At 39.5% G+C, this 14,224-nt stretch carries 5 protein-coding genes; 3 read left to right on the plus strand and 2 right to left on the minus strand.

Annotated elements, in window-relative coordinates; translation table 11 throughout:
- Positions 1-8: 8 nt before the first annotated feature.
- On the plus strand, positions 9-167 hold the full coding sequence (locus SAGCYANO_RS20960) for a DUF4351 domain-containing protein (RefSeq protein WP_255502642.1): 159 nt from the start codon (positions 9-11) through the stop codon (positions 165-167).
- A 47-nt stretch (positions 168-214) separates the two neighbouring features.
- Here SAGCYANO_RS20960 and SAGCYANO_RS48830 read toward each other — a convergent pair whose 3' ends face one another.
- Positions 215-2,620 carry a calcium-binding protein gene (locus tag SAGCYANO_RS48830; RefSeq protein ID WP_202221840.1) on the minus strand — a complete coding sequence of 802 codons (2,406 nt, stop codon included), beginning with the start codon at positions 2,618-2,620 and terminating at the stop codon, positions 215-217.
- A 1,130-nt stretch (positions 2,621-3,750) separates the two neighbouring features.
- On the opposite strand from SAGCYANO_RS48830, the gene SAGCYANO_RS20975 reads away from it, so the two are divergent.
- Positions 3,751-3,903: a hypothetical protein gene (locus SAGCYANO_RS20975; RefSeq protein WP_202221842.1), complete on the plus strand. Its 153-nt coding sequence runs from the start codon at positions 3,751-3,753 to the stop codon at positions 3,901-3,903.
- Positions 3,904-3,953: 50 nt separating this feature from the next.
- Here SAGCYANO_RS20975 and SAGCYANO_RS20980 read toward each other — a convergent pair whose 3' ends face one another.
- Positions 3,954-9,332, minus strand: a complete 5,379-nt coding sequence (locus SAGCYANO_RS20980; protein WP_202221843.1) for an ATP-binding sensor histidine kinase — start codon at positions 9,330-9,332, stop codon at positions 3,954-3,956.
- Between the two features lie 833 nt (positions 9,333-10,165).
- Here SAGCYANO_RS20980 and SAGCYANO_RS20985 point away from each other — a divergent pair.
- A complete protein-coding gene (locus SAGCYANO_RS20985; protein ID WP_202221844.1) occupies positions 10,166-14,155 on the plus strand; it encodes a magnesium chelatase subunit H in 3,990 nt (1,329 codons plus the stop codon).
- Positions 14,156-14,224 lie beyond the last annotated feature (69 nt).

A 14,224-nucleotide genomic window follows, 5' to 3' on the forward strand; every position in this document is an offset into this window, starting at 1 on the left:
AATTAGAAATAGTAATGTCTTTAATTAATCAACGTTTTGGAGAGGTGGATGAAGATATTAGTAGTCAGATTTCTAATTTGTCTAGTGAAGATTTAGAAAGTTTAGTTAAGGCGCTTTTTGATTTTAAGAATTTAGCAGATTTATTAAGTTGGTTGGAGAAGAGATAATTGAGGTACACCCACGCGGGCAAGATGCCCGCTATAGTATAAATTGTTTAATTCTTGATAGAGAAATTTTCTTCTCCTAATGATGGAGTATTTGTCAAAGTTGCAAACTGACCACCATTACCGAAACCTGAGCCACTACCATTGGGATTATAGAACAAATTACCATTTTCACTATTGTAGACAATTACAGCACTAGACGTTTCTGCCGATAGATTATCAGTAACTATAGCAAATTCACTCTCAATGCTAAACCCATCTCCCGCCACACTCTCGATCTTAGTGAAAGTTGTGCGATCTAAGGAAATAATATCTTCTTCGGAAAAATCAGTTATTTCATCTATACCTATCTTCTTTGCTTGAAATTTCTGATTAGTGTTAAAGCTAAAGTAGTCAGAACCGTCAGAACCTGTGAGAATATCATTACCAATACCTCCTTCTAGAGTATCGTCATCAGCTCCTCCTAATAAGGTATCATTACCAGATTTACCAAAGAGTTCGTCGTCACCATTACCTCCATTAATAATATCGTCACCTTTTGTACCATTGAGAATATTGGCTTCGTTGTCTCCGATAATGGTTTGATCTTCCTCACTGTCATTATCAAGGTTAACATTGGCTTCAGTATCATCCTCGTTTGTCTCTAACTCGGTAGAGCTAACGGTTATCCTCTCACTAGGAGTCTCCTCATTATCAACGTTAAGAACAGTTATATCCGCTAATTCTATCTTGTTATAATTTTTATCCCTACTATTTACTTTACCTGATATAGTTAAACTGATATCTCCATCCAGTTCATCATCATCTACACCTGTTACTGTAACAGTTTGGGGAATATTCCAATTTTTGGGAGTAAATCTGTATGTGCTTTTATCTAAAGCACCTTCACTCTTATCGCTGCTAGTTAATTTTACTGATACAGCTCGGGTAGGTTTACTATCTAATACCACATCAAATTCGGCTTCAGTACCATCCTCGCTTGTCGTTAATTCGGTAGAGCTAAAGGTTACCCCCTCACTAGGAGTCTCCTCATTATCAACGTTAACAACAGTTATATCCGCTAGTTCTCTCTTGTTATAATTTTTATCCTTGCTACTTAGTTTGCCTGATATAGTGAAACTGATATCTCCATCGAGTTCAGCATCATCTACACCTTTCACTTTAACAGTTTTGGGAATATTCCAATTTTTGGGAGTAAATCTGTATGTGCTTTTTTTTAAAACACCTTCACTCTTATCGCTGCTAGTAAATGTTACTGAGACAGCTCGAGTAGGTTTACTACCTAATACTACATCAAATTCGGCTTCAGTACCATCCTCGCTTGTAGTTAATTCGGTAGAGCTAATCTTTACCCCATGAAGGATTTTCTTTACAACATCACGACCGACACCACCAACAGGAAGTGGTTCTAGCACGACATCGTCTGCATCGAAATCACCTAACACGACATCACCTAACACGACATCATCTGCTCTTAGCTCTGGCAAAAAGTATTTATGAGGAGATTCTAGAGCATTGACATTTTCTGAAACCGTGTCAAAAGTTCCCATAACATCAAAGTCAGTATCCCAAACATGACCTCCATGATTAAGGAAACTAGCCGAATTGAATGACGGGTCTCCGTCCCAAAACCAAATTTCACCTCCATCAAACCCTAGCTCCTCAATAGGATCGATACTAAATATAATTTTATCCCCAGATGTCATCATGGCATCAATGTTAACTTTATTGGCATTTTGAGGTAATACACCAATAGCTTCAGCAATTTCTGCCTGAAAATACACCGGGGTAATATCTCCAGTGAACCTATTATACTCGTAGACAGCTGCATCTTGATCTCCATATACAGAGAAGCGATTAGCATCTACGGGGCCCCATAATTCTAAGCCATCTACATCAAGCGCTCCAACATCGCCTACTGGCTGCTTTTGTTGATCTATTTGATTACGGGATGCCCAAACCCCGCCAGGTCCACTAGGAGTTTCATAGTAGATTTTGTTACTAAAAGTTGTAGAAAATGCCAGGTTACTTTGATTGTTAACAACTGAATTGAAGAAAGCATCTCCCGCATTTGATATAGCATCTACCTGAGCTCCAATCCCATAATCAAATGCATTATCCGTTGAGCCAGTTCCATACCAAAGTAGATTTTGAGCAGGATCGGGTATTCCGTTAGTATCTTTATCTGCATTATTGGAATATTCTTTTCCTGTAACTGATATAGGTCTTGGTCTCCAAGGACGACGAAGCGATGTAGGAGGTGTAAAGATTTCTCCTGACTCAATTGTTTCTTTGACACGCTCAACAGCTTCAGGGACAAGAGTAAAATATTTATCTTCCAAGGAAAAGACTGTACTCTCATCTATTTCTAGATCGCCTAATATCTTATCCCGATCCGTTACCTCATGATCTTCAGTTAGTTTGGCTGTTTTTTCTTTCGTACTTTTTGTAGACATTTTAATTCACTCCTTAAGTAAGTATGGCAATACATTACAAATAGCACTCTTAAGTGATAACTTGAGTTTTATTAATAAAAAGTTTATATTTTATTTGCCTACCTGCTTCTTCCCTCTTCCTTGTGAATATTGTTAGTATTATTGTTAGTTTGATGATGTTTTTCATTGTGATTGTTTTTGGGTTGATAAAATTACAACCTACATTCTGCACTTCAATTTGTAACATTAAAATGAGTATAAAATTCTGAAGTTGTTTAAGTATTTATACTATATAAATTATCTTCATTTACCTCGATCAAGAGCCAAATTCTCAGTTAAATATTAAACATAAATACTTATTTAAATCGTTGATTCTGATTGATATCTATAATTTTCTTCTTACTTTTGACTTTTGACTGCGGAGCGATGGGGAGTGTGGGGCTGTTTCAAAGTATTGTAGATTAACGATGAGCGAGAGAACGGAAGATGAGGGGATCGTGGAAGCTGTAAAATTTACCAAAATTTGCCGATTTTGAGCGCCAATAAGCGTCCCTTTTGCTCTGACTAAAATGGTGAAAAGTCAATTTTTAATCATAAATTAAAAGCCTCAATCCCCGTGTCTGGTGTGTCTGGTGCGTCCCCGTGTCTATCGAGAATGAAACAGCCCTGCTCCCAGGAGGGGAAGATGGGGAGTGTGGGGACTCACCCCAGCCCCTCCCCAACCCAGGAGGGGAAGATGGGGAGATGGGGGAGATCAAGACACCTAGAAACAAAAATAAGAGTGCACCATTTAAGGTATGTCAGTCCAATACAAAGATTAAAAATCATATTCACAGCAAAATGTCAAGTAATTTTTTTAACAAAATTTGAACTATATATTTGCCATTTTGTCAATAAATGTAACGAAAAATTTTGAAATTCTTATCGAATTGTATCAAATCAAGACTTTACCGAATAATTAAGGTTTAAAGCCTCTCCTTTTAAGGAGAAACAAGAAAAATTTTCCTTTGATTCAATCCTCTTCCTTTTAGGGAGAGGTAATTATCAATTATCCATTATCAATTATCAATTATTGAACCTACCTTTTATTAATGTTTTCTGGTAAATATACTCATTAAGTATCAGCAATTACCCTCAAGGAGCAATACTTAATGTTCACATCTGTTAAACCTACCGTTCGCCACATTGTCCCAGAAGACTTGAAAGGGCGATCGCTCTTAAAAGTTGTATATATCGTTTTAGAAGCACAATATCAGAGTTCTCTCTCAACAGCGGTGCGCTCTATCAACAAAAAAAGCGACTAACTATAACTATAGCTAAGAGGTTTGAAAACTTGCTTTTGCCAGACTTTCCCTTATTTTTGAGCCAAAGCAATAACGAACTCAGTTCCTATTCCTAATTCTGAAGTACAAGTAATTTTACCTCCATGTTTTTCTTCTACTATTTGCCGAGAAATTGATAAACCTAATCCCGTTCCTTTTCCTACTACTTTGGTCGTAAATAAATGCTCGAATATTTTATTTTTCATCTCCTCATTTATACCCAAACCATTATCTCTAATGCGGATAATTGCCTGTTGTTTTTCATCCTCAATTTCTGTAGTAATAGTAATCTGATTTGGTGCTGCTTTTATCTCATCAAAATTTTTCCCGGAATTACTTTCTTCTAAAGCATCAATAGCATTAGCAATTAAGTTCATAAATACTTGATTTAGTTGTCCGGGATAACAGTTGATTTCTGGCAAATTTCCATAGTTTTTTACTACTTTTATTTCTGGGCGAAGTTCATTAGCTTTGAGTCGGTGTCTGAGAATTAATAAAGTGCTATCTATTCCTTGATGAATGTTAAATGGAACTTTCGCTATTGTATCGCTACGAGAAAAGGTTCTCATGGATTTGCTAATCTCGGTAATGCGATTAGTTCCTTGTCTCATTGATCGGAGCATTTCTGGCAAATCTTCTATCAGATAATCTAATTCTATCTCCTCAATTTTATCTTGAGTTGTTTCACTATTCCAATCGAATCCTTCTTGATAAAGCTGCAATAAATCAATTAAATTTTGGATGTATTTGGTGGCGCAACCTAAGTTACCAGAAATAAAGCCTATAGGATTATTGATTTCGTGAGCGACACCAGAAACTAACTGACCAATTGAAGCCATTTTTTCGCTTTGAACAAGTTGTAGTTGTGTTTGTTCTAATTTTTGAGCATAATTCTGAGATTCTTGATAGAGTCTGGCATTTTCCAGGGAAATTGCTGCTTGGGAACAAAGTAAACTTAATACTTCTACTCGTTCGCTGGTAAATGCTCCTGCTAATTGATTGTTTTCTAGGTAAAGAATGCCAATCATGTTACCGCGGTCTATTAAGGGTAGACATAACACAGACTTGGGTTGATGTTTTTGGATATAAGCATCCCCAGCATAAGCATTATTGTTAATAGCGTTATCAAGAACTAAAGACTTTTGGTTGCGCTTGACTTGGTTGACTATACTCAAGGGTATTGCATGACTGGTTGCTACAGGAACAGGGTAACAAGTAAGAGTTTCTTGGTTAGTAACAATAGCTGTCAGCATTAATACTTGGTCAGTAAACAGCATCAATGCCACAGTTTCAGCTCCGGCATTTTCTCTGACTACTTGCATTAAATTAGCTACTGCTCCTTCTAAGGATATATCTTCTGAGAGAGTCCGCGATGCTTTCATTAGAGTAGCTAAGTCTAATATTTCTCTTGCTCCTGTTGCAGTTCGGGAAATTGTTCCTTGAGTTAAATGGGTGAGAGTCGCACTGGAAAGCGAGCTAATTTTTTGGCTTTCGATAATGGGTGTGAGGAGATAAGGGTAGCGTTTTTCTAAGTCGCCAGTTTTGGCTTTCGCACCCCAACGAGCGTAGCAATAGTAGGCTTCTTGCATATAGACACAGGCAATTTTCTCTTTGCCACAGTCAAGGTAGAATTTAGCTGCGAGTTCGTTAGCAAGGGCTTCTTCTTGGATATATTCGTTTTCTTTTGCTCCGGCAATAGAGCGGTCGTATAAATCTATTGCTTCCATGTTTTGTCCGAGAAGACGATACCGTTCAGCTTCAATAAGTTGTAGTTTGTGTTCGTAATTGACTGGTGCGGAAGTCGCAAACTTGCCCAACAACTCCAAACTATTCTGAAATGACTCCCCAATAATTTCTTGGTTTTGCCCTTTTGGCAATTCTGTCGCCTTCAGTCGCAACAAGCAGTTATAGAAGTGGAAAGCAGGAGGACAGATCGTACCTCCTAGGTTGGCGATAAATTTCTCTGCTTCCTCTGCAACTTCTACACCCCGAAGCACTTCTTGAAACAGACAGCATAAACTCAACTTGTAGCCGAAAAAAGATGCAAGTCCGGTGTTATCTTCTTTTTCGTATAATTCAGGCACACTCTCTTGCTCGTTATAAAACTCTCCCATTAAATCAATACTGGCATTCGAGCTTCTCAAATTGGCAACTGTTTGTTGGAGGATGCTATAGTATTCCAGCGTAATTTCTTGTTTAGTTTGTTTGAGAAGTTCCCGATAAATTCCTAAATCCTGTTCTAAAACATCTAGCTCGACTCCAGCAAAATAGGATGTCAGAAATTGAACCAAGATACTGTTGCCAGAATACTGATATTCTCCAGTTTCTATGCCTGCCAATCCTCCCTTTAGAGCTGGCTGCAAAGATGCCCGAGCCGGATCTTTGATACTCTGAAGGTGATTGTGGAATAGATGTCGTGTCGTGCTTTTTACCGACTCCATTCCTGGTTGCTCTAGTAGATCTATGGCTAACCGTCCGAATTGGTAGCCCCGCTCTACATCCAACCAAGCCCCTGCTAAAAACATCCCGTAGAGAACGCATGCAACCGGGGTTTGGGTCGTCAAGCCCCACTGGAGCGTCAGTTGTAATTGTCGGATGGCCACCATCTGAAAGAGGAGAATTCGGACTTGAAAGGCTGGCGAAATCATACTCGCTAAAATTTCCGTGGCTGCCTTAATTTCTCGGTTCTCCATGGGAGGTAACTTGGCAATGTCAGCCACTTCGGTCCCGTTCAGGGCGGTGTCAGTATCGCGCAATCCTTGTTGAATATCCTCTTCTGTGGGATATTCGGGCAATTCTACTCCCAATTGTTGCAATACCGATAGGGCAATCTTCAAGCATTGGAGTTGTTCTCCTCGGGCTTGAGCGATTTGAATTTCGATTTCCCAAGCCTTAATTTCCTCTAAGAAATTTTCTGCTTCTTGTTTGATACTTGATACGATCGCCCTCGCCATAGCAAAATCCCCTGAGAGAAAAGCGGCTTCGGCAATATTTTCCGAGAAATAAAATGCCAATTCTCGTTGTTGCTGCCAAGGGTCGTTCCCTAGTAACGCCATTCCTCTATTGAAGTAATCGATAACGCCAGAATAAGCTGTCGATCGCTTGGCTTTTTCCCCGGCCATTTGGTTTAATTGTACGACTTGCATTTTCTCTTCTGGGGTGGTTAACAAAGAAGGTTCGACATTGAAATGTCGGACGATATCTAATACTTGCTCTCGGACTTTTTCTGGGGATAAACCACCAAGTAAGGAACGACCGATGTGGAGGTGTTTCACTCCTCGTATCTCTTCGGGAATCAAAGTATATGCTGCCTGTTGGACGCGATCGTGCAGGAAGCGATAACCTACAGTGAGGTTTTCTAAGTTTTCAATCTCGTTTTTGACTTTGAGATCCTCTCCTTGGAAGAATTTATAGATTTCGCTTTTCGGTAATACTAATCCCTCTTGCAATGCTAGCCACAAACTACTTGCAACTTCTATCTGAGACTGTTCGCTTACTACTGCCAAAGTCTCCAAATCAAACTGATTACCAATATAAGCAGCTAGTTTCAGCACATCCTGAGTTTCCCTCGGTAATTTCTGCAACCTTTGTGCCATAAACTTCACCACATCATCAGTAAGCGCTTTTTGCCTCACCTTAGTAATATCACACTCCCAATACCCCACTTCCCGATTAAAACTAATCAATTCATCTCCATACAAACCCAACAAAAACTGAGTCGTAAAAAACGGATTTCCCTTGGTCTTCTGATACACCAACTCCGTTAACGGTTTCGCCACCTCCCCATCACAACTCAGGGTATCCGCTACCAAATGATTAATATTTCTTTCAGATAAAGGTGCTAAAGTAATAGTGTTAATTGTTGCCTCTGCTTTCCCCATCTCATCTAGGGTTAACATTAACGGATGGGCAGGAAATACCTCATTATCCCGATATGCTCCTATCATTAGCAAATAAGAATTAGAAACTCCACCCATCAAAAGTTTCATTAAATTTAGAGAAGCAGAATCTGCCCATTGTAAATCATCCAGGAAAATTACTAAAGGATGTTCTTTTGTTGTAAAAACTTGAATAAACTTGCCAAACAGCAAATTAAAACGATTTTGGGCAGCACTTCCTGATAATTCTGCTACAGCAGGTTGTTTGCCAATAATTTTTTCTAATTCTGGAATTACATCAACAATTACTTGTCCATTTTCTCCCACTGCATCCAGGATTTGACTTTTCCACTGTTGCAGTTGAGCATCACTTTCACTCAATAATTGCCCCATTAAATCTCGCAGAGATTGCACTAATGCTGAGAAAGGAATATTCCGATTAAACTGGTCGAATTTCCCTTTAATGAAATAACCCCTTTGCCTAACTATAGGTTTGTGAACTTCATTAACAACTACTGTTTTTCCAATCCCAGAGAAACCTGCTACCAACATTAGCTCACTCTGGCCTGATGCTACTCTCTCAAATGCTTCTAATAACTGTTGTACTTCTGCTTCTCTCCCGTAGAGTTTTTCTGGAATCAGAAAGCGATCGCTTATATCCTTACTTCCTAACTCAAAATACCCTATTTTTCCCTTAAACTGCCATTCGGTCCGACATTTTTCCAAATCTGATTTTAAACCCAAAGCACTCTGATACCTATCTTCCGCATTTTTAGCCATCAACTTTAGGACAATATCTACCAGGACTCTCGGTAGTTGAGAGTCTTGCGTCGGAGGAGTTTTTGTAATATGACAATGCACCAATTCCATGGGGTCAGTAGTTTCAAATGGTAATCTTCCATTTAACATTTCAAACAACGTTACTCCTAAGGAATAAAAGTCGCTGCGATAGTCTATTGCTCGGTTCATCCTTCCGGTTTGTTCCGGAGAAATATAGGCTAAAGTTCCTTCTAATACACTGTAGTTTTGAATGGTTTGAGTTTCTCTTGGCAATAGGGTAGAAATACTAAAGTCAATGATTTTTACTTGTTTAGTTTGAGGATTAATTAGTATATTTGCTGGTTTAATATCTTTATGAATAATTCGGTTTCGGTGTAATTGATAGACAATTTCCGCTATTTGAATGGCAATATCTAGAAATTGGGATATGTCTTTTGTACTAGGAGAGGAACCTTGATAATATTCACCTAAAGAAATGCCACCAAAATCTGGCATAATTAAGGCATAGCCATTCTGATAATGTTGGAGAGCTAATGGTTTGACTATACCTTCAAGACACAAATTTCTAGCAACAGTGTATTGGTTGCGAAATTGAACTAATTCATGAAAGGAAGGAAATTGATTGCGCATCAGTTTAATCGCTACTGGTTGACCATCTACTTTAGACATTCCGCGATAAACAACAGTGCGATCGCTCTCATGTATTAAGTCGCCGATTTCGTAATCGGTTAAGGATGTTATAGTTAAGTTCATGGCCAGTTATATTATGTCCGGTTGATTACTTATAAATAAAATGAGGGAGGAGTCAACCCACCCCTAACCCCTCCTAGGACCTATCCCTTATAAGGAACTCCTGAAAACCTTGTGGGAGGGTGGGGAGAGGGGGAGAGAGGGAAGAGAGGGAAAAGGGAAGTAAGAATCTTGTCTGAATTTATTAAAAAATGTAGTTTTCAATACACTTTTCTCAGGAAAAAGCCTCTCAAATGCTTATCCATAACTTGTCTACGCATGTCAAATTTTATGTTAAGAAAGATGTTTATAAAGCATAGTCCTAGGAGGCAGGGCTAATTCATTGTCGTCGCCCGAATATTTACAACCCTATATTTTTTTGATATCCTGTGCTTCTCACACTTCCCACCCTCCCCACCCCCTCCTCCTTTTTTCTAGCCGTGACAATAAATAGACCCTGCTCCTAGGAGGGGAAGTCAGGAGGACCGAATCAGGAGAGAAGAAAGAAGCAAGAAATAACAGAAGGAAAAGGAGGAAGTTTTTTTGGTCGCGTAAGTGGAACGGAGTTCTATCGCTAATTATCCGGACATGATATTAATCCAAAGACTTTTTCAGAATTTTCTTTTATTCCCATTCTATCTAAAGGTACAAAAATTATGATGCATATTTATAGCAAAATGTCAAGTTATTTTTAACATAAAATAATATATACTCGCCATTTTGTCAAAAATTGTAACGAAAATTTCAAATTTCTTATCGAATTGTATCAAATCAAGACTTTACCCTACCTTTTATTAACGTTTTCTGGTAAATATACTCATTAAGTATCAGCAATTATCCTCAAGGAGCAATACTTAATGTTCACATCTGTTAAACCCACCGTTCGCCACATTGTCCCAGAAGACCTCAAAGGGCGATCGCTCTTAAAAGTCGTATATATCGTTTTAGAAGCACAATATCAGAGTTCTCTCTCAACAGCGGTGCGTTCTATTAACGAAAAAAATCCTAATTTGGCCATAGAAATAAGTGGCTATTTAATAGAAGAATTACGAGACCCACAAAATTACGAGAACTTTAAAAAAGAAGTTTCTGAAGCTAACATCTTTATCGCTTCCCTAATTTTCATTGAAGACTTGGCCGAAAAAGTAGTGGAGGCTGTCACCCCCCACCGAGATAAGCTGGACGCTGCTGTTGTTTTCCCTTCCATGCCACAAGTAATGCGCCTGAATAAAATGGGCAGTTTCTCAATGGCACAACTAGGCCAGAGTAAAAGCGCGATCGCTCAGTTTATGCGGAAGCGGAAGGAAAAATCTGGTTCTTCTTTCCAAGACGGAATGTTGAAGTTGCTGCAAACTCTGCCGAAGGTGTTGAAATATATGCCTATTGATAAGGCGCAGGATGCTAGGAACTTTATGCTTAGTTTCCAATATTGGTTAGGGGGTTCGTCGGAAAATCTGGAAAATTTCCTGCTGATGTTGGCAGATAAATATGTTTTCAAAGATAAGAAAAACAGCTCTCTCCAATATGTCGATCCAGTTGTTTATCCAGACATGGGTATCTGGCATCCCCTCGCACCAAAAATGTTTGAGGATGTTAAAGAATATCTCACCTGGTACAACAGTCGCAAAGATATTTCTGAAGATTTGAAAGACCCCCTCGCTCCCTGTGTTGGGTTGGTATTGCAGCGTACCCACTTAGTTACGGGAGACGATGCTCACTATGTTGCCATGTTGCAAGAATTGGAAGCAATGGGAGCTAGAGTTATTCCTGTATTTGCTGGAGGGTTAGATTTTTCCAAACCAGTCGATGCTTATTTCTGGGAAGTTGCAGCTAAAGGAGTTGAACCCACACCATTAGTAGATACGGTAATTTCTCTAACGGGTTTTGCACTGGTTGGTGGACCTGCTAGACAAGACCATCCGAAAGCTATTGAATCGTTGAAACGGTTGAACAGACCATATATGGTAGCTTTGCCTCTGGTTTTCCAAACTACCGAAGAATGGGAAGAAAGCGAACTTGGTCTGCATCCCATACAAGTAGCTTTGCAAATAGCTATTCCAGAATTGGATGGAGCGATCGAACCTATTATTATGTCTGGTCGTGATGGGGCAACCGGAAAAGCAATAGCTCTCCAAGACCGCATCGAAGCTGTTGCTCAACGCGCTATGAAATGGGCAAGTCTCAGACGTAAACCTAAACTCGACAAAAAAGTTGCTATTACCATTTTCAGTTTCCCACCAGATAAAGGAAATGTTGGTACTGCTGCATATTTAGATGTATTTGGTTCTATCTATGAAGTAGTAAAAGCACTCAAAGGTAACGGTTACGATATCCAAGACTTGCCAGACTCCGCAGAAGAATTGATGAAGCAAGTTATTCACGATGCTACTGCTCAATATCAAAGTCCGGAATTGAATATTGCTCACCGGATGTCGGTCGAACAATACGAACGTTTGACTCCATACTCGGAAAGGTTGCATGAAAATTGGGGACCACCTCCAGGAAATTTGAATAGCGACGGCGAAAATTTATTAATCTACGGTAAAAGTTTCGGAAACCTTTTTATCGGAGTACAACCAACATTCGGTTATGAAGGGGACCCCATGCGGTTGTTGTTCTCCCGTTCCGCAAGTCCCCATCATGGTTTTGCTGCTTACTATACCTATTTAGAACAAATTTGGAAAGCTGATGCGGTGCTGCATTTCGGTACTCATGGTTCTCTAGAATTTATGCCTGGTAAACAAATTGGAATGTCTGGAGATTGTTATCCAGATAATCTCATTGGTAGTACTCCCAACATCTATTATTATGCAGCGAATAATCCTAGTGAGGCGACTATTGCTAAACGTCGGAGTTATGCTGAGACTATTTCTTACTTGACTCCCCCTGCGGAAAATGCTGGTTTATATAAAGGTTTGCAGGAATTGAACGAATTAATCGGTTCTTATCAAACTTTGAAGGATAGCGGACGGGGTATTCCTATTGTCAACACCATCATGGATAAGTGTCGGATGGTTAACTTAGACCAAGATATTATCCTGCCAGAAAAAGATGCTCAAGAGTTGACCGCTGAAGAACGAGATAACATTGTGGGTGATGTTTACCGCAGACTGATGGAAATTGAGTCCCGGTTGTTGCCTTGTGGTTTACACATTATTGGTAAACCTCCTAGTTCTGAAGAGGCGATCGCTACTTTGGTAAATATTGCTAGTCTAGACAGAGAAGAGGAAGGGATAACTGGTTTACCTCGAATTATTGCTAATAGTCTCAACCGCGATATTGAGGAACTTTATCAAAATAATAATAAAGGTATTCTTGCCGATGTTGAGTTACTGCAAAAAATTGTTGAAGCGACTCGCAGTGCTGTAGCTGCATTAGTTCACCAACAAACTGACGCTGATGGTCGAGTTTCTATGGTGAGCAAACTCAATTTCTTCAATATGAGGAAAAAAGCACCTTGGATAGAAGCTTTGGATGAAGCTGGTTTTCCTGATGTTGATACGGAAGTTATTAAACCTCTGTTTGAATATTTGGAATTTTGCCTAGAACAGGTTTGTGCTGATAATGAATTAGGTTCTCTGTTACGAGCGTTGGAAGGGGAATATATTTTACCCGGACCTGGTGGCGACCCTATTCGGAACCCCGATGTTTTGCCTACTGGTAAAAATATGCACGCTCTAGACCCCCAGTCTATTCCTACTGCTGCTGCGGTGAAGTCGGCAAAAATTGTAGTTGACCGTTTATTGGCACGACAAATGCAGGAAAATGGTGGGCAATATCCAGAAACTATTGCTGTTGTGTTGTGGGGAACTGACAATATCAAGACTTACGGTGAATCTCTCGCTCAAGTAATGTGGATGGTAGGTGTAAAACCTGTACCTGATGCTTTGGGTCGGGTGAATAAATTGGAATTAATTCCATTGGAGGAATTAGGTCGTCCTCGTGTTGACGTAGTGATTAACTGTTCCGGTGTATTCCGAGATTTATTTATCAATCAAATGAATCTTTTGGATAAAGCTGTGAAAATGGCGGCAGAAGCGGACGAACCTACAGAAATGAATTTTGTTCGGAAGCACGCTCTCAAGCAAGCAGAAGAATTAGGGGTAAATTTACGTCAAGCTGCAACGCGGGTATTTTCTAATGCTTCCGGTTCTTATGCTGCGAATGTTAATTTGGCAGTGGAGAATAGTACCTGGGAAGATGAGTCGGAATTACAGGAAATGTATTTGAAGCGTAAGTCGTTTGCTTTTAATTCTGATAACCCAGGAATGATGGAAGATAACCGGAAAGTATTTGAGTCAGCATTGAAAACTGCCGATGCTACATTCCAGAATTTAGATTCCTCGGAAATTAGTTTGACCGATGTGAGTCACTATTTTGATTCTGACCCGACAAAAATTGTAGCCACTCTCCGGGATGATGGTAAAAAACCATCTTCTTATATTGCGGATACAACAACTGCCAATGCTCAGGTGCGGTCTTTGTCTGAGACGGTACGTTTAGATGCTCGGACAAAAATGTTGAATCCAAAATGGTATGAGGGAATGTTGTCTCATGGTTATGAAGGGGTGCGGGAATTGTCAAAGCGTCTCGTGAATACTATGGGATGGAGTGCCACTGCTGGTGCCGTGGATAATTGGGTTTATGAGGATGTGAACGAGACCTTTATTAAAGATGAGCAGATGCAGCAGCGGTTGTTGAATTTGAATCCCCATTCGTTCCGGAAGATGGTGACTACATTGTTAGAAGTGAACGGTCGCGGTTATTGGGAGACCAGTGAGAGTAATTTGGATAAGTTGAGAGAGTTGTATCAGCAAGTGGAGGATAGAATTGAGGGGATAGAGTAATTAATGGATAATTGATAATGGATAATTGATAATGAAAGTTATCTCTAATTATTAATTATCTATTGGTAA

The sequence above is a fragment of the Okeania sp. KiyG1 genome (genome assembly GCF_014132355.1).
GTDB lineage: Bacteria > Cyanobacteriota > Cyanobacteriia > Cyanobacteriales > Microcoleaceae > Okeania.